The organism is Kribbella pratensis (assembly GCF_004365355.1).
Classification (GTDB): Bacteria; Actinomycetota; Actinomycetes; order Propionibacteriales; family Kribbellaceae; genus Kribbella.
Window position 1 is genome coordinate 1,631,335 of the sequence record NZ_SODP01000001.1, and the last position, 16,550, is coordinate 1,647,884.

Sequence of the window (16,550 nt, forward strand, 5' to 3'; positions counted from 1 at the left end):
CCTGGCTCGGGACCGACCGGACCGGAGGGAGGCAGCCGCCATGAGCTACTACCAGGCCCAACGGCCTGCTGTCTCCGACACTGTCCGTCCGCTGAGCTGAGCTCGCGGCCGGACCCTCTGAAAGGTTCGCCGCATGTCAGCCACACTCCAGGCCCTGGGACTCGACAGTTCCACGGCCGACTTCCTGCAATCCGTTCCGGAAGAGCTGGTCCCGGGACGCGTCGCCCGCGTCGACAAGGGCCTGGCGACGGTCTTCACGGCGGACGGCCCGGTCCGCGCGAGCTGGTCCGGCGCTTTGCTGACCGCGATCGCCTCCGACGTTCACGCCGGCCCGTGCACGGGAGATTGGGTCGTACTGCGCTTCTGGCCGGACGACCGCATCACCGTCGAGTCGGTGCTTCCACGCCGTACTGCGATCGTCCGGGCGGAGGTCGGCGGGTCGTCCCGCGGGCAGATGCTCGCGTCGAACGTCGATGTGATCGCCATCGTCGTCGGACTGGTCCCCGAGCCGAACATCGTGCGTATCGAGCGCTTCATGGCGCTGGCGTGGGAGAGCGGCGCGCGGCCGGTCGTCGTACTCACCAAGTCTGACCTGGTCGGTGACGCCGACTCAGTGGCTGAGGACGTGGCGCTGGCTGCGCCGGGTGCCGACGTACTGGTGTGCAGCGCGACGACTGGCGCGGGGCTGGACGACGTACGCGCACTGCTGGAGGGGGACGCCACTCTGGCGTTACTGGGGTCCAGTGGGGCGGGCAAGTCGTCACTGGTGAACGCACTGGCCGGCGTGGAACTGCTGGACGTGCAGGACATCCGCGAGGACGGCAAGGGGCGTCACACGTCGGTACGGCGCGAGCTGATCGTGCTGCCGAGCGGTGGGGTCGTCATCGACACGCCTGGGCTGCGGGGGATCGGTCTGCAGGAGTCAGGGGAGGGGCTGGCGGCCGCGTTCCCGGACATCACGGCGCTGGCCGGGCAGTGCAAGTTCAAGGACTGCTCGCACGTGATGGAGCCCGACTGCGCAGTGCGAGCCGCTCTGGACGACGGGTCGTTGCCGTACCGCCGGTACGACAGCTGGGTGAAGCTGCAGCGCGAGGCGGCGTACATGGCGCGTCGTGCGGACATCCGGCTCCGCAACGAGGCGAAGAAGGAGTGGGTGCGCGCCAGCAAGTCGTACCGCCGCGACCACAAGCCCCGGCCCTGAGACCCCTTCCACCCGTTGCTGGCTGAGCGGTGAAAAGATCGTCTGCATGAACCGATCAGTGCTGGTGACAGGAGCATCCCGGGGGATCGGAGCAGCAACAGCCCGCGCCTTCGCCGCCGCGGGCGACCGAGTAGCAGTCCATTACAGTGCCTCAGCGGACGCCGCGGTCCAGCTCCTGAAGGAGCTGCCAGGCAGCGGGCACGTCATGGTGCAGGCAGACCTGGCAGATCCGGCTGCCATCGAATCGATGGTCGACGACGCGGCACACGCCTTGGGCGCCATCGACGTACTCGTCAACAACGCCGGGCTCTACGTGCCGCACCGGATCCGCGAGACGACGTACGCCGAGTGGCAGCAGGCCTGGACCGACACCCTCGCGGTGAACCTCATCGGCCCGGCCAATGTGACGTGGTGCGCGGTCCGCCACATGTCCCGCGGTGGCCGCATCATCAACGTCTCCTCCCGAGGCGCCTTCCGAGGCGAACCCAACCAACCCGCCTACGGCGCCTCGAAGGCCGCCATCGTCTCCTTCACCCAGTCCCTGGCCCGAGCCCTGGGCCCCGAAGGCATAGCCGTAACTGCCATAGCCCCCGGCTGGACGGAAACCGACATGGCCGCGGTCAACCTAGCCGGCGAAGGCTACAACCGCCGCAGCCAGGAAAGCCCCCTGGAACGAGTCGCCGACCCCTCAGAGGTAGCAGCCGCAATCATCTATCTGGCCTCTCCCGAAGCCGAATTCGCCACCGGCACAGTCCTAGACTTCAACGGCGCCTCCCACCTAAGGATGTGACCCACCCCACGCCGGTGACCGAACTGCCCAACCCGACCGAAGGTGGTACGCGAACCACCTGCCCAACCCACGCGGGTGACCGAACCGCCCGAGTCAACCCAAGGTGGTACGCGAACCGCCCCGCCCAACCGACGCGGGTGACCGACCGCGGAACCCAACCCAAGCTGGTGAGCGAACTGCGCAACCCAGCCACGGAGCCGAGCGAAGCGAAGGCCCAAGGGGGTGCGGGTGGCGGAGCCCCCGCTTGCGGCAAGCGAAGCGCAGCCGCACAAAACGACGAAGGCGACCCGGTCCGCGCTTTCCGCGGACACGAGTCGCCTATCGCCTTCGTGGACGATACTGGGATCGAACCAGTGACCTCTTCCGTGTCAGGGAAGCGCGCTACCGCTGCGCCAATCGTCCGGGAAACTCAAGACTACTGAGGTTCGAGGTGGAGACGGGATTCGAACCCGTGTAAACGGCTTTGCAGGCCGCTGCCTCGCCTCTCGGCCACTCCACCACTGAGAAAGCTGGGCCGAACCCTCTCCGAGCGGACGACCGGGTTCGAACCGGCGACCTCAACCTTGGCAAGGTTGCGCTCTACCAACTGAGCTACGTCCGCATCACCCCGAGCAGTTTCCCTCGGTGCGAGAGCAGAACAGTAGCGCACTTTCCGCCCGGACAAAAACCGGATTCCACCCCGGATTTCACGCTGTCGTCATTCGGGTACTGCCAGCGTGAATCGCACCCCATCCGTCACACGAGTCACACCGAATCTGTCCACTCGCCACGCCGTCCGATCACGCCTTCAACGACACCAGATCGACCGTTCGCAGGTAGTCGGCATCGCCCCGGAGATCGATCGTCGCGACACGCCCCTCGACCACCGTGAAAGAGAACACAACGACCGGTTCGCCGCGCTGCATCCACACCAGCCCGGGCATCCCGTCGACAAGCATGAGTTTCGCCGCCTGCGCCCGCCCCGAGAACGCGGCGGCGACCCGGTCGTGCCCGGTGATGCTCGCAGCGATGCCGCGTTCGGAGGCGCCGGCGTCTGCCCGTACGACGATCTCGGGGTCGAGTACCTCTAGCAACGCGGAGAAGTCCGCGTTGCGTGCGGCGGCCAGGAACACGCTGACGACTTCCTGCTGCCGGACCACGTCCACGCTGGACGGTTCCGGCGTACCGCGGACCCGGCGCCGCGCGCGGCTCGCGATCTGCCGCGCGGCCGCCGGCGACTTGCCGATGATCGGGGCGATGTCTTCGAACGGTACGGCGAACAGGTCGTGCAGTACGAAGGCCAACCGCTCCGCAGGCGACAGCGTCTCGAGTACGACGAGCAGCGCGAGCCCGACCGAGTCCGCCTGCACGGCTTCGAGCTCGGGATCGGGTACGACGTCGTCCGCGAGCACGGGGGAGTGGTCGCTGACGGGCAGCTCGGGCCGACCGCGGCGGGTGCGGAGCATGTCGAGGCAGATCCGTCCGACGACCGTGGTCAGCCAGCCGCCCAGGTTGTCGATCGTCGCGGTGTCGCTGCGGCTGAGCCGGATCCACGTCTCCTGTACTGCGTCCTCCGCCTCGGGCTCAGAGCCTAGGATCCGGTACGCGACGGCGCGCAGGCGGTCCCGGTTCTGCTCGAACCGCGTCGCGAGCCAGTCGTCCCCATCCATGTCCATCACCACTCCACCTGTCACACCAGCCGGCCCTGCGCCGTCACCCCGATGACGTAGCGCTGGGACCACATGTGACATCAGAACGAAGAGGAGCACGCCATGACGGAACCACCCCGCCCGCTGCCCGTACGCAAGCAGGACATGCTGCGCCGCTTCGAGCAGGACATCGACGCCTGGGTGGCGACAGCGTCGCTCGATGGCACGCCGTACCTGATGCCCCTGTCGTTCCTGTGGTCCAACGACACCCTGCTGCTGTCCACAACCGTCACCAATCCCACCGCCCGCAACCTGCAGACCAACCCGAAGGTGCAGTTGACGATCGGCCAGGTCCGCGACGTCATCCACATCACCGGCACCGCAGCGATCACAGACGTCACCGCCACCGAAGGCGAGTCCTTCGCCACGAAGGCCGGCTTCGACCCCCGCCCCCTACCGAACTACCCCTTCTTCCGCGTCACTCCCACCAAGATCCAAGCCTGGCGCGAGGTCAACGAACTCAAGGACCGCACCTTGATGGACAAGGGCACCTGGCTCATCTGACTCACCAAAGCAACGTCAACTCCGCCAAGGTGACATGCGGTCGGTTGGCCAACCACGTGTCGAGGCAGCCCCGCAGGTCGGCTTCTGACCCAGCCAGGCCAAGTACTACGGCGTCCGTCGCCACAGGTGCGTGCTGGTGCGCTTCCGGTGACCCGTGGGAGCACTCCGAACACATCAACCGAATGCCGGACCACTCATCGACCCCGAGCCCCGCAGGGCCAGCCAGGTCGGCCAGAACTTCCTTGTCGTCGGCATTGGCCCCCACCACCTGCGCCTGCCAGGTCGGCAGACCGGACTCCTCCAGTCGTGCGAGTTCGTCGAACACCGGTACGTCGTTCCGCTGCCCCTTCGGCTCGCCGTCGTGCAGTACTACGTCCCTGAACCGGTGACCGCTCTCCGGCAACGGCACGTTCGAGATCACCGCGTGCGCCGGGCTACGCCGCCAGCACCAGACGACCTCGGTATCGCCGTACGCCGGAACGACCTGGTGCGTCAGACTCGGCCGGTCCGGATTCAGCCGGATCGGTGTCAGCCCGAAGTGTTGGTCGATCGGTTCGACGCCGGGCTCGATCGTGCTGATGCCGTACTCCGCCCAGGCCCAGCGAGCGGTCGCCCAATCGCCGAGCGCGGTCGCGGCGATCCCAAGGTTCCAGGCGGCCGGGTTGGCGCCGCCGAACTCGCGCCGCTCCGCGTCGGAGATCAGCTCCGCCGCCCGCCGATTCCGCGCGGCCGAGTCCGCCCACTGCTGGCGCGCCTTCGAGTACATGCCAGCCTCGAACCAGGCACCGAAAGAGTCCGGCAGCACCTCGGTCAACTCCTGTGCCAGCCGACCGGCCCGTTCGGCGTCCCCGGGCTGTACGGCCTCGGCAAACTCCTGTGCCGCCTGACGAGGCTCACGCCCGTTGCCCCGCTTGAAGATCTTCACCGCGACATTGTGCCGTGCGGCTTGACTTCGAGTGCGCTCCAGGAGGGAAGGTGGAGGGCATGTTGTTTCGGACACTTGGGAATGGACGGAATGTCAGCGCGCTCTGCCTCGGCGCGATGAACTTCGGTACGTCGACGCCGACCGACACTGCGATCGCGATTCTTGATCGGTTTGTGGAGGCGGGTGGGACGTTCATCGACACGTCGAACAACTACAACCAGTGGCACGGGCACGGCGGTGACAGTGAGGAGCTGCTCGGGCGCTGGATGCGGGAGCGCGGCAACCGGGACGAGTTGTTCATCGCCACGAAGTGCGGTGCGCGGACAACGGTGCCCGGCGATCCCGACGACGCGCACTGGGAGGGGCTCAGCTCATCGGCGATAGATGCGGCGGTCAAGGGCAGTCTCAGTAGGCTCGGTGTCGAGCAGATCGACTTGTAGTACGCGCACATCGACGACCGCAGTACGCCGCTTGACGAGACGGTTGCCGCATTCGGGCGACTGGCCGCGGATGGAGTCGTCGACTCGATTGGCTGCAGCAACACGGCCGCCTGGCGGCTCGACCGCGCTCGGCAAACCGCAGCTGCGCAAGGCGTTGCGCAGTACGCCGTAATCCAGCAACACTCGAGCTACCTCTGGCCGAACCCGCCGACTCTGCAGGGCCAGCGTCGTCACGGCACTCCGCACTATCAGCACGCCGGTGTCGAGCACTTCGACTACCTGTCGGAGCACCCGGACATGACGTTGGTGGCGTACCAGCCTCTCCTCACTGGTTCGTACACACGTCCGGACCGACCGTTCGAGCGGCGCTACGCCCACCCGACGGCGTACGTGCGCTATGAGGCGCTCCGCGGGGCTGCGCGCGACCTCGGCGTGACGCCGAACCAGGTGGTACTGGCGTGGTTGCTGCACCACAACGTCATCCCGCTGTTCGGCGCGTCCTCGCTCGAGCAGTTGGAGGAGGCGCTGGCAGCGGTCGAGCTCCAGCTCGACGCCGATCTGGTCGATCAGCTGGACAACGCCTGATCGCGGACGCGGTAGCGGTACCGCAGCGGCGACTCGCCGACCTCGCGTTTGAACGCGGTGCTGAACGCGCTCTCCGACGCGTACCCGAGCTCGGTCGCCAGTGATCCCACGCTGACGTCGGCGTCGCGGAGTGCGCGTTGGGCGAGCATCATCCGCCAGCGGTTGAGGTACGCGCGCGGCGGCATGCCGGCTACGTCGCGGAACCGCTCCGCGAACGACGTACGCGACATGGCTGTTGCCTGCGCGAGCTCGTTCAGGCCCCAGAGCTTGTCGGGCTGCGAGTGCATGAGCGTGAGCGCGGGGCGGAGGCGTTCGTCGGTCAGCACACGCAGCCATCCTGGCGGCAGGTCGGCTTGTTCGACGTACGCCCGGAGTACTTCGAGGAGCATCAACTGCGCGTGCTGCCGGATCGCGAAGGCCGAGCAGATGCGGTTGCCGGCCACCTCGTCGAACAGCCGATGGATGCTGCCGCGCAGATTGGCGCCGGTGGTGGGGGAGGCGCGGACGTGCGCAACCGGTGGCAGCGCCTCGAGGAGCAGCAGGCGGCCGGCCTCGTTGAGGTCGATCCGGCCGCCGAGGATGACGTCGTTCGCGGTGCTCGCGAGAGATAGGCCGGTCTCGACGGGAACGACCTCGCGAACCGGCCCGTCGCCGGTGCCGCCGGCGAGCTCCATTCGAGACCGATTGTTGAGGATCGCGACGTCGCCGGGGAGGAGTTCGATCGGCGCGTCGATCCCGTCCGTGCTCAGACGGGCCCGTCCGCTGACCATCGCGACGAACTTGAACGACTCGACCAGGTCGGCTCGCGACACCCACCGTCCGCTCACGGTGAACCCGCCGGACACCAACCCGCGCACCTCGACGAGCTCGAACACTTCGGACAGCTGATCGTCGACCATGCTCCGGACTCTCGCGAAGAAAATATGGACTGATACTTATTCAGAGTACGCCGTTCGCGCAGCAGAGTGGAGGCATGACTCCCTTTGACGTGGTGGCAGAGAAGCAGCACCCGATCGGCACCGGATTCACCGCGGCGGCGACCGCTGACGACGTACTGACAGGCATCGACCTGACCGGCAAGAACGCGATCGTCACCGGCGGGCACCGCGGCCTCGGCCTCGAAACCACCCGTGCCCTCAGCAAGGCCGGCGCCAGCGTGACAGTTGCCGTACGCAACCCCGCGAGCGCGGCTGCGGCCCTTGAGGGGATTGACCGCGTCGAGACCAGCGAGCTCGATCTGCTCGACCCGAAGTCCGTCGACGCGTTCGTCGAGCGCTACCTCGCGACCGGACACCCGCTCCATATCCTCATCAACAATGCCGGCATCATGGCCGGCCCGCTCGTTCGCGACGCTCGTGGCTACGAATCGCAGTTCGCGACCAACCACCTCGGCCATTTCCAGTTGACCCTCGGCCTGCTCCCCGCCCTTCAGGCGGCCCACGGCGCCCGCGTCGTCAACGTCACGTCCGGCGGTCACCGTCTCTCCGACATCCGTTGGGACGACCCGCATTTCACCCACGACTACGACCCGCTCGTCGCGTACGGCCAGTCCAAGACGGCGAACGTGCTGTTCGCCGTGGAGCTCGAGCGCCGGTGGTCGCAGTACGGCATCCACGCGTACGCCGTACATCCCGGCATCGTGGTCACCACGAACCTCGGCCCGCACCTGCCCGAAGGCGAGACCCGCACCCCCTGGCTGACTACGGGAGACCTACAGGCCATGGACCTGGTAGATGCCGCTGGCAATCAAATCGTCGACCCCGCTCGCGAACGCAAAACGCCGTCGCAGGGCGCCAGCACAACCGTCTTCGCCGCGACCAACCCTCAGCTGGAGTCGCACGGCGGCACCTACCTGAAGGACAACGAGATCTCCCGGCTCGACCAGCCCACTCCCATCGACTTCACCGACCACGACGTTTCCTCGTACGTCGTCCCGCATGCGCTGGACCCGCAGTCCGCCGATCGCCTGTGGACGCTCAGCGAGGAGCTGATCAAGCACTGACGACTAGGCGACGGCCTGTGGGGCTGCGGCCGGGCTCCGGTTCCCGTTGCGATCGACGGCGCGGATGCCCATCTGCACGTTGTCCTTGGAGATGTCGAGCGTCACGGTGGTGACGTTCCCGACGGGAATCGCGCTGGTCCAGTCGGCTCCGTGGTCTCGCGCAACACCACCTCGTACCCGGTCAGGTTCGTTTCGGGGTTGGGATCCCACGACAGCGTGGTGAGGTTGGTGCCGGAGAGCGTGCCGGGCGGCGTCGTGTGGATCTGCGCGTTCTTCGGCGTACCAGGGGAGGTCGCAAGCGCCCACAGCGCCGCGGCGTTCACCCTCGTCACTCGAGCGATGTAGTCGAAGTCGACGAACTCGATGAGGTCGCCGAACTGCACGCCGTCGACCACCTGGACGTTCTGGTGCTCGTGATTGAAGTTCTCCCGGGGCTCGGTGAACCTGGCGGCCGGGGAGCCCAGGCTCTGGAACGAGACGTGATCGCTGGCGCGAAGGAACCGGTCGCGCCGCCATACCAGCCGGATGTTCATCCCGGTCAGGCTGCGCGGCGCGACCGAGTGCACGAAGCGGCCGAGCTGGCGAGCTTTCCCGTCGTTCTCACCGCCGGCCGACTGCAACAGCGAGATCTGTGCAGCGGTCACGTTGCTCGGGATCCCCTCGAGGAACATCCGCACGGTGAACGGGTCAGGTTTGTGGCCGTCGAACGACCGGCTGGCCCCGATGATGTCGTTGCTGAACACGCCCTGTACGTCGTTGCCGGCCGCGGCCATCTGCGCCGCCATGAACGCGGAGCCGTACAGCCCTTGTTCCTCGCCGGCGACGGTGGCGAACACGATCGTGCCGGGGAACTGGTGCGCCGCGAAGACCCGAGCGAGTTCGAGCACACACGCAACACCAGACCCGTCGTCGTCGGCACCCGGCGCGTCACTGGTGAAGTCCATAACGTCGGTCACCCGCGAGTCGAGGTGGCCGGTGACGACGTAGAAGCGCTCTGGCGACGCCGTCCCCTTCAGCGTGGCGATGACGTTGGTGATCCTCGTCGGCACAGGGATCCGGCTCGAAACCGGCTGGATGAACGACTGCCGCTGCACCGTCATCCTGCCGCCCGACGTCGCAGCAATAGCCTCCATCTGCCCCGCGACCCAGTCCGTAGCCGCCCCAATCCCACGCACCGGATCGTCCTGACTCGACAACGTATGCCGAGTCCCAAACTCCGTTAGCCGCTGAATAGTCGCCCCGATCCGCTTCGGATCAACGTCCCGCAACAACTCCCGCAAGTCCGGATCAAACTTGGACGGCCCACTCAGTGCCACGGCGGCCTCAGCATGCGCTTCCCCCGCGGCCCCAACCAGCACCGCCCCGACGGCCCCCGCCGCCACAGCTCCAGACCCAGCCAAGAACACCCGCCGACTAGACCCCACCGTAGAAGCCGATTCCGATGAACCTGACGTCAAAGACGAATACCGAGACGAACGGGAGCCAGACATGGCGCCTCCAGAGTGAGCGGACAAATACGCCTCGCCCCTCACTCTGACACCCCCCAACCCTGCCGTCAGCCACTCACCAAAAGAGGTTTTCCCTACCCTTCCCGCCCCCACCACAAGCCGATTCCCCAACCAACCCGCGCCGCAGAACTGACTCCCCACCCACCACCCCCAAGCCAGCCACCCAACCCAGCCCAACCGATGAGCTCAGCTGCCCAACCAAGCCCACAAAGCCGAGCGAACCGCCCAACCCAACCCAAGCTGGCGAGCCAACTGCACAATCCAGCCACGGAGGCGAAGTACCCAACTCAACCAAGCCGGTTGGCGGACTGCCCGACCCAGCCCAAGGTGACCGAACCGCTCAACCCAGCCGAAGGTGGTGAGCGAACTGCATAACCCGACCCAAGCTTGTACGCGAACCGCTTGCTCAACCCACACCGGTGACCGAATCGCCCGACCCAGCGCAAGCTGGTGAGCGAACTGCAAACCCAGCCACAGCCGCCGAGCGAAGCGAAGGCGCAGGGGGTGCGGGTGGCGGAGCCCCCGCCGGCGGCAAGCGGAGCGCAGCCGCACAAAACGACGAAGGCGACCCGGCCTGCGCTCTCCGCAGGCACGAGTCGCCTATCGACTTCGTGGGCGATACTGGGTTCGAACCAGTGACCTCTTCGGTGTGAAGGCGGATCCCTCGTACCAACGAAGACGCCAAGGCGATCTGAGCTGTCGGGGGGCCCTGCGAACGCGCCTGCATCACCCGGGTCCACCATGTGCCTCGCTGCCTTTTCGCTGCCCGGGTCTCGACTAGGTCGCTTCCACTTGGTGCATGATCTTGTCCATGACTGCCGACTACGAGTTTTCGCTGGAGATCAACTCCATCAGGCTCCGCCTTGAGGAAGCCATCGGCTCGCTAGGCAAACCGTCGTCGCTCCCTCGTCGCCCAGGCGCTGACCGAATCGCTACCGCCGCCAGTCATCTCAAGGAGGCGATAGGCTTCCGTGACAGTAATGGGCTACCTATCGCTGAAAAGCTTGATGTAGGCGTTGCCGAGGTCTTCGTTCAGCTGATAGAGGATTTAGCGTCAGCGGACGAGTGGGATGCGGATCGTGCCTTTGACACCGCGATTCAGCTCGAAAACTTCACAAGAGAACAAATTAGAAGGACTCCTGGGTATCGTACTCACGTCGCAGGTGGTGACGATCCTTATGATGATCTTCGGGCTCTCGACAAAGAATCAGAGTTCGCCGTTGGAAACATGGACACAGAGCGTCACCTGTTGCAGCAACGGGAGCGTGTCGACGCAATCGTTGATGACGTCCAACAGGCGGCTGGTTCGGTGGCTGATAGCGAACTCGCCAAGGCCTTCAGTGCCTACGAGGTTGGTGAAAGGAGATCGGCGAATTACTTCCGCCTCGGCGGTCTGCTGGTTCTGCTCGGAGTCCTGGGATTCTCCATCTACACGACGATTGAGACTCCGACGACTCTGGCCTCCTCGTTGGCTCATCTCGGCATCGCTTTGTCGGGTTTGGCTGCGTTCGCATACTTAGCCCGAGAGTCATCGCAACACAGAACCGTTGCCCGCTGGGCGGCGGTCATGGCCGTGCAGCTGAAGACGCTGGCCGCATTCTCTGCAGATATGGCTCCTCCGCAAAGGGAAGAGTTGCGCTCCTTTTTTGGAAGGCGAGTATTCTCGGAGCTACCTGCTACAGAAAACCGTGAGTCTGCGAGCGAAACGGCACTGACTGCTCAATCAATAGTCGACATTATCAAGACGGCTCGCGGCGACTCCTGATCGACGCTGGTGTGACCAGATTTACGTTCGCGGCAGAGAGGTGCACACAGGATCGCGGGCTACTTCTCTAAACGCGTCCAGAGGAACGAATATGCTCGCGGCATCGCCCATGGCTGATCGCTAGGGCTGGATCATTCGCGCTGGGCGATGCGGATCTGCTCGACGGCATGTTGAAATGGAGCTTTCTGGAGCACTCGTTCCACGACTTCCGCGAGAGGAACGCCGAGTTGGAGAAGTAGGCAAGCGCGTAAGACCCAGCTCAGGACGACGCCATGCCAGTAACGAGCCACGCTGTCCGGCCTCTCAGACGAGCTGCTGCCACCATGTGCAACTCCCGTTCGCGCATTCGCGGCCGCCCGGGCGAAGGTTGGAGCTGCGTCAAGGATGGCGTCACCCACGGCGCCCGTGGACTTGACTAGCTCATCGATTCTGAGCCAGAGGGGTTTGTAGTTTGCTGCCTGGAGGACTCGACGCGCCCAATCGCTTATCTCCTGCGAACCGCCACTGCTGTCAATGGCTGCAATCACATCCTGCACCCGCTTCTTGTGGGTTGCCGGGTCGAGTTCGCGCGAATCGAAGCGCCTCTTGTGAAACGCCTCAGCGCTCTGGAATATCGATGCAAAGCGATTCTCGGTGTACATAAATGGCGCATAATGGGGAGCGTGAAGCAACACGAAGGTCTCCCGGAGGTCGCTCCATAACTCGAACCACTGTCGTAGCAGGTCGTCAATTGGCAGCGGGCACCACCGTACGCTCAGGAGTGACGGCTCGGAATAGCTCCATGGCGAGTTGCGGGAAGTTGGTTTGGCATCGTCGGTTGGCTGAATCGCGTTGAGGTACGCGTCGCAGTAGCGACCATTTTCTAGTGCCGGTCGAAGCATCAGCGATGTCAACTGCACCGAACGTCCAAGGCTAAAAATCAGCAGGTCTTGCAGAGGCCGCACACGCGTGTCGACGATGGTTCTAGCGTTGGCGGGCTGTCCCATCTCTATAGCAAATGCTGAGAATTGGTCGAAATGGATTGACTGACTGCTGCGCGAGCCCTGGACGCCGGTCTCTAGCCGTAGCGAGTCGCCGTTGATGTTCGCATGCGCCAAGGTCAGTGGTTCGAGGCGAACACTAGCGGCGATCCTGTTGGTGATTTGACTTTCATCTGGCTCATTGGACGATGGATTTATGATTATCGACGGCGCGTCCGACCAGCTATTTAGCTGGTCAAACTCGATCATCGCGCCTGAGAAGTCGTCGGCGGGCGCGTGGCATCCAATAAGGGCGAGGGTTACGCGATAGCTCTCTCTGGTTTCACCGGGTACAGGCCCGGCATAATTCGCGCCATTGGCCTCAAAAACGGTGACATCTTTCCAGTCTCGAGTCCTGCCATGGATTAGCGGAGTAACCGTCCACTCTGGTGGGCCATATGCGACGACCTCGTTATCGGCGGGCATCGGATATTCCCGCAGTTGCCCATGCAAGACCAATTCCAGGCCGTCGGCGGTGTGGCTTAGGGTCCCGCTGACACGGTGATTCTCGCTCTCTGGTAGCCACCAGTCACCTTCTACGGAAAAGTGCTCCACCGCGACAGGATGCCACGTGTGTACTCGTTCGAGTCACAGTTGGTGAAAGATCCACTCCCACTGGAATACTTCCGTGACATCGTCACCGGTGCCGGACGCCACCGGTTCCAGCGCCCGTGTTGAGCCGTCATGTGGATCGACGATTGTCACGCCCGCGTAGCGGAGAACTGCTAGGGAGGCGAGCCACGCAGGATGGCCGGCCAGGTCGTGTTTGGCGAAAGGAGTTGCGACGATCGGCGTGCGAGCGCCTAGAGCCGCAGAGAGGATTGTCAGCGGGTAGGTGTTGGCGTTTCCGTTGGCCAAGGCGTTGAGAGTGTTGAAGGTCATCGGTACGACGACGACGGCGTCGGCCGGCGGGGTGCGCTTTGGCTGGTCTGGGGTGCGGTTGCCGGTGATGACGGGGGCACCTCCTAGGTCCTGGTCCGCCAGCCAGGGCATGGCCGCGTCGGTGGGGATGACGTGAGGGTCCCAGCCATTGGCCCGGGCGGCTTTGACGCCGTCGCCAGCTCGTGCAGCGAGGGGAGCGCCACAGACGACGATGTAGAGGGTGCGGTTGGTCACGCGAGGACTCCTGCGCGGGTGGCGATAGCGGTCAGGGATGGGCTGGGCTTGCGGGAGCGGCGTAGGAGTTCGCGGACCAGCTCGCGGGCGATGGTGTGGTATTTGATCGACTCGGGCGCTACGCGCTCGGCTGCCTGGAGATGGAGGATCGCTTCCGTGTCGTTCTTGGCTTGGGTTTGCGCCCATGCCAGGTCGATGTGGAGGCGGGATCGTCGGCCTTGGAGTCCGGCCGGCATAGCGTCCAGGTCGATTTCCGTGGCTACTCGCAGCACGTTGGACGGCTCGCCGAACTCCGCTGCGACTGACGCGCGGTGGATCAGGACGTTGGTCGGCCCGAACGCGGTCCACCAGTGGTTCCCGTCGTGCGCCAGGAAGTCTCCGAGCTGTCCGGCTGCCGTCAGCCGTTCGGTTGCCGTCGCGCGGTCTGACCGACGCGCAGCGATAACCGACGAGATGAGCCAGAGGGAACCGGCGAGCGACACCGCGTCCGGTGCGTCTGAGCCGGTCATCGACATGAGACCTTCGGCCGATCGGACCGCGATCCGTTCCGCGTCGTCGGTGCGCTCGCTGCGGAGCAGGGCACAGACGACCTGGTAGGCCGCGAGGCCCTGCGCGGCCTTGGACTCGGCGGCCATGGCGGCGTGAGTGGCGCGGTCGGCAGCGAGCCAGCCGAGCTGGTGCTCGCCGACCTTCGTGAGGAGCTTGGCGGCGGCCGAGTAGACCGAGCACCGGGCAAGGTGCGTCTCCCGGCCGTCGCGGCCCTGGTAGGCGTCGTACGCGTCCGCGGCCCGGATGAGGTCTGGGAGCATCGTCGTGGCCGTGTGGTACTTGGCAGCCTGGTATGCCTGGTGGACCTGCACAGCGCCGTTCCGGAGCTGGGGGAGCGGCCATGGCATCGCCTGCTCGCCCAGTAGGTGGTGGTAGCCCGCGAGTTGACTTCGTACGGCGTCGACGGCCGTCACGTGCTCTGGCGCATCGGGTGCGAGCACCCAGTCCCGGCCGATCAGGTCGGCGACGTCGATGCGCAGGACGGTTGCTAGGTCGTTCAGGGTGGACAGTCGATCGACACCACGAATGCCGCGCTCGACCTGCGACAGCCAGGAGCGCGACATTCCGATGAGTCCCGCCAGGGCGTCTTGCGACATACCGCGTCGCTTGCGGTAGGCCCCGATGCGCTCACCTACGTGCATCTGCACTTCCCCTCGGTTGATCTGGTCCCACTAGTGAACCGGCTAGCAGCCCGAACAATGCGCAAAAAAGTGCGCAGCGTCCCGAGTGCACATCAATCGATCGTTTCGCCTCGACGCTGGAGGCATGAACGAGCCGACCACTCAGGAGCTCACCCGCTTCGGGCCTGGTGCCGCTGGCGGGACGCCTTCTGCGCGGGCAACCCTCCGGATGTACGCCGCCGTGAACGGCGACAACCGCTCGACCTCGGTAGGCGGCACACCGCCTCGGAGCGCAGCCAGCACAGCCGCCAGCATCTCGGTCCGGGATTGCTCGTGCGCAGTCTCGGTCTCGCGGTATCGACGGGTCGCTGCGGTCAACTCTTCGCGTAGATCACTCACCCATCCAGGGTATCGCACCTCGCTTGCGCAACCATTGGCCAAGCGCTACCGTGGTGCGCACCTTAGTTTCGCTTCATGTTCTGGTCAGGCACCAAACAGCGACGCCCCGGCGGTTGCACCCGCCGAGGCGTCCGGGCCGGTCCAGTCCCTTCACGAACAGGAGCACAACCCAATGAGCATCATCCACCTGTCGGCCGTCGCTAGCCAGGAACCATCGGCTGCGGACCTGGCCGGTATCGAGCAGGAGTGGCCGCTGATCGCGGCTGAGCTGGACCTATTGGACGCGCAGATCGCCTTCATCAACGCGGGTCCGTACGCGTCGGTTCTGGATCGTCGCCGCGTTCGCCGTGCCGAGCGTCGAGTCCTGGACCTGAGCCGCGACCTGGCCGACCAGGAGACCGCCGAGGACGGTGCCGCATGAGCCGCCGACGCATGGTCACGCTGGAACAGAGCTGGGCTGACCGGCTGGGTGTTGAGTCCCCGGCTGACATTCACCGCGAGCTGGACGCTCGGCTCGCCGCCCTCGTGACCGCTGTGCGCGGTGACGTTCCACCGACTGGTTCGGCTGAGCACGCCGTGCGCTATGGCGACCTGCTGGAGCTGGCTGCGTTCCTCACCGACGCCCGCACTGTCCTGCTGGGCAAGGAGGTTCAGCGATGAGCACCCCGCTTCGTACGACGTACCCGGTGCCGGTGGAAGACCTGATCCCGGCTGCCCGCAAGCTTGCTGACGAGCTGGGTTCGGTGCCGTCGCGGAACCGGATCATGAAGGAGTTCCGGATCGGCGCGGACAAGGCCCGCTCGGTCCTCGACGCCCTCACCGCAGAACCGCACCTGCACGCGGTGCCCGATCAGGCCGCCCCTGGGCATGGCGTGGGTGCGGTGGAGATGCCCCCCGCGCCGGAGGAGGGGGCATCTCCGCAGGTCACGCCGCCTGTAGACCCGGCTCCGACCGCTCAGGCCGCGCCCTCTGAGGTTGTTCCCGCGGCTTCGGCCGAGGAGGTCAAGCCGGTCCGATCCTGGCCGGTCCTCCTGCTCGCGTTGCCCGCGTTTGTGGCGGTCTGGTCCGGCTGGGTCGGACTCGGGGAGCTGACCGGGTTCGGGGTGGTACACCCGCTACCGGGGATCGCGGACGGGTTCACCATCAACTCTGCAATCACGCTGCCGATCGGAGTTGAGACCTACGCCGCCTTCGCGCTGCGGGTGTGGCTGTCCGGCCGCGTCCCGGCCCGGGCTCGCCGGTTCGCCAAGTGGTCGGCGCTGTCCGCGCTCGGTCTGGGTGCGCTGGGGCAGGTCGCCTATCACCTGCTGGAGGCCGCTGGGGTCACCCGCGCGCCGTGGCAGATCACCACCGTCGTTGCCTGCCTGCCGGTCGCTGTGCTCGGCATGGGCGCCGCCCTGGCCCACCTGATCCACACTCGCGAGAACGGGGAGAAGTGA

Annotated in this window: 16 protein-coding genes, 3 tRNA genes and 1 pseudogene; 9 read left to right on the forward strand and 11 right to left on the reverse strand. The window is 65.7% G+C overall.

Translation table 11 applies throughout. From position 1 onward, the window contains the following. The first annotated feature begins 133 nt into the window (after positions 1 to 133). Entirely contained in the window at positions 134 to 1,201 is a 1,068-nt protein-coding gene (gene rsgA, locus EV653_RS07625) for a ribosome small subunit-dependent GTPase A (protein WP_134099326.1), read from the forward strand. Between the two features lie 46 nt (positions 1,202 to 1,247). Next, positions 1,248 to 1,991 carry an SDR family NAD(P)-dependent oxidoreductase gene (locus EV653_RS07630; RefSeq protein ID WP_134099329.1) on the forward strand — a complete coding sequence of 248 codons (744 nt, stop codon included), beginning with the start codon at positions 1,248 to 1,250 and terminating at the stop codon, positions 1,989 to 1,991. A 330-nt stretch (positions 1,992 to 2,321) separates the two neighbouring features. On the opposite strand, the gene EV653_RS07635 is transcribed toward EV653_RS07630, so the two are convergent. The 4 genes from EV653_RS07635 to EV653_RS07650 all read right to left on the reverse strand — a co-directional run bounded on the left by EV653_RS07635 (position 2,322) and on the right by EV653_RS07650 (position 3,646). Continuing rightward, a tRNA-Val gene (locus tag EV653_RS07635) sits at positions 2,322 to 2,393 on the reverse strand. A 26-nt stretch (positions 2,394 to 2,419) separates the two neighbouring features. Beyond that, a tRNA-Cys gene (locus EV653_RS07640) sits at positions 2,420 to 2,490 on the reverse strand. Positions 2,491 to 2,519: 29 nt separating this feature from the next. Then, positions 2,520 to 2,592 (reverse strand) — tRNA-Gly (locus EV653_RS07645). A 178-nt stretch (positions 2,593 to 2,770) separates the two neighbouring features. Continuing rightward, positions 2,771 to 3,646 (reverse strand): sigma-70 family RNA polymerase sigma factor, encoded by an 876-nt coding sequence (locus EV653_RS07650; protein WP_370357415.1) that lies wholly within the window; start codon positions 3,644 to 3,646, stop codon positions 2,771 to 2,773. 96 nt (positions 3,647 to 3,742) lie between these two features. Here EV653_RS07650 and EV653_RS07655 point away from each other — a divergent pair, with 96 nt between their 5' ends. Continuing rightward, positions 3,743 to 4,183 carry a pyridoxamine 5'-phosphate oxidase family protein gene (locus tag EV653_RS07655; protein WP_134099332.1) on the forward strand — a complete coding sequence of 147 codons (441 nt, stop codon included), beginning with the start codon at positions 3,743 to 3,745 and terminating at the stop codon, positions 4,181 to 4,183. Position 4,184: 1 nt separating this feature from the next. Here EV653_RS07655 and EV653_RS07660 read toward each other — a convergent pair whose 3' ends face one another. Continuing rightward, positions 4,185 to 5,108: a tetratricopeptide repeat protein gene (locus tag EV653_RS07660; RefSeq protein ID WP_134099335.1), complete on the reverse strand. Its 924-nt coding sequence runs from the start codon at positions 5,106 to 5,108 to the stop codon at positions 4,185 to 4,187. Between the two features lie 116 nt (positions 5,109 to 5,224). Here EV653_RS07660 and EV653_RS42020 point away from each other — a divergent pair. After that, positions 5,225 to 6,133: pseudogene (locus EV653_RS42020) on the forward strand (aldo/keto reductase). Here the strand turns inward: EV653_RS42020 and EV653_RS07670 are convergent. Further along, the gene (locus EV653_RS07670; RefSeq protein ID WP_134099338.1) at positions 6,115 to 7,032 is read right to left on the reverse strand and encodes an AraC family transcriptional regulator; all 918 of its coding nucleotides are present in this window, start codon (positions 7,030 to 7,032) and stop codon (positions 6,115 to 6,117) included. The pseudogene EV653_RS42020 and the gene EV653_RS07670 overlap by 19 nt on opposite strands. A gap of 74 nt (positions 7,033 to 7,106) precedes the next feature. Between EV653_RS07670 and EV653_RS07675 the strand changes: the two genes are divergently transcribed. Beyond that, positions 7,107 to 8,135 (forward strand): SDR family NAD(P)-dependent oxidoreductase, encoded by a 1,029-nt coding sequence (locus EV653_RS07675; protein WP_134099341.1) that lies wholly within the window; start codon positions 7,107 to 7,109, stop codon positions 8,133 to 8,135. A 101-nt stretch (positions 8,136 to 8,236) separates the two neighbouring features. On the opposite strand, the gene EV653_RS07680 is transcribed toward EV653_RS07675, so the two are convergent. Beyond that, the gene (locus EV653_RS07680) at positions 8,237 to 9,268 is read right to left on the reverse strand and encodes a M20/M25/M40 family metallo-hydrolase (RefSeq protein WP_202871502.1); all 1,032 of its coding nucleotides are present in this window, start codon (positions 9,266 to 9,268) and stop codon (positions 8,237 to 8,239) included. A 1,186-nt stretch (positions 9,269 to 10,454) separates the two neighbouring features. Here EV653_RS07680 and EV653_RS07685 point away from each other — a divergent pair. Then, complete coding sequence (locus EV653_RS07685; protein WP_134099344.1) at positions 10,455 to 11,408, forward strand: hypothetical protein; 954 nt, start codon at positions 10,455 to 10,457, stop codon at positions 11,406 to 11,408. Between the two features lie 131 nt (positions 11,409 to 11,539). On the opposite strand, the gene EV653_RS07690 is transcribed toward EV653_RS07685, so the two are convergent. From EV653_RS07690 to EV653_RS07705, 4 genes are all read right to left on the reverse strand, one after another. Next, a complete protein-coding gene (locus EV653_RS07690) occupies positions 11,540 to 12,982 on the reverse strand; it encodes a HEPN domain-containing protein (protein ID WP_134099347.1) in 1,443 nt (480 codons plus the stop codon). Between the two features lie 33 nt (positions 12,983 to 13,015). Next, positions 13,016 to 13,543 carry a flavoprotein gene (locus EV653_RS41025; protein ID WP_166679315.1) on the reverse strand — a complete coding sequence of 176 codons (528 nt, stop codon included), beginning with the start codon at positions 13,541 to 13,543 and terminating at the stop codon, positions 13,016 to 13,018. Continuing rightward, the gene (locus EV653_RS07700) at positions 13,540 to 14,733 is read right to left on the reverse strand and encodes a helix-turn-helix domain-containing protein (protein ID WP_134099350.1); all 1,194 of its coding nucleotides are present in this window, start codon (positions 14,731 to 14,733) and stop codon (positions 13,540 to 13,542) included. The genes EV653_RS41025 and EV653_RS07700 overlap by 4 nt, the downstream gene beginning before the upstream one ends. A 141-nt stretch (positions 14,734 to 14,874) precedes the next feature. After that, positions 14,875 to 15,111, reverse strand: a complete 237-nt coding sequence (locus EV653_RS07705; RefSeq protein WP_134099353.1) for a hypothetical protein — start codon at positions 15,109 to 15,111, stop codon at positions 14,875 to 14,877. 172 nt (positions 15,112 to 15,283) lie between these two features. On the opposite strand from EV653_RS07705, the gene EV653_RS07710 reads away from it, so the two are divergent. The 3 genes from EV653_RS07710 to EV653_RS07720 are packed head-to-tail and all read left to right on the forward strand — an operon-like array spanning position 15,284 to position 16,550. Further along, positions 15,284 to 15,532 (forward strand): DUF6284 family protein, encoded by a 249-nt coding sequence (locus EV653_RS07710; RefSeq protein ID WP_134099356.1) that lies wholly within the window; start codon positions 15,284 to 15,286, stop codon positions 15,530 to 15,532. Further along, on the forward strand, positions 15,529 to 15,771 hold the full coding sequence (locus tag EV653_RS07715) for a hypothetical protein (RefSeq protein WP_134099359.1): 243 nt from the start codon (positions 15,529 to 15,531) through the stop codon (positions 15,769 to 15,771). Before EV653_RS07710 ends, EV653_RS07715 begins: the two co-directional genes overlap by 4 nt. Continuing rightward, entirely contained in the window at positions 15,768 to 16,550 is a 783-nt protein-coding gene (locus EV653_RS07720) for an ABC transporter permease (protein WP_134099362.1), read from the forward strand. Before EV653_RS07715 ends, EV653_RS07720 begins: the two co-directional genes overlap by 4 nt.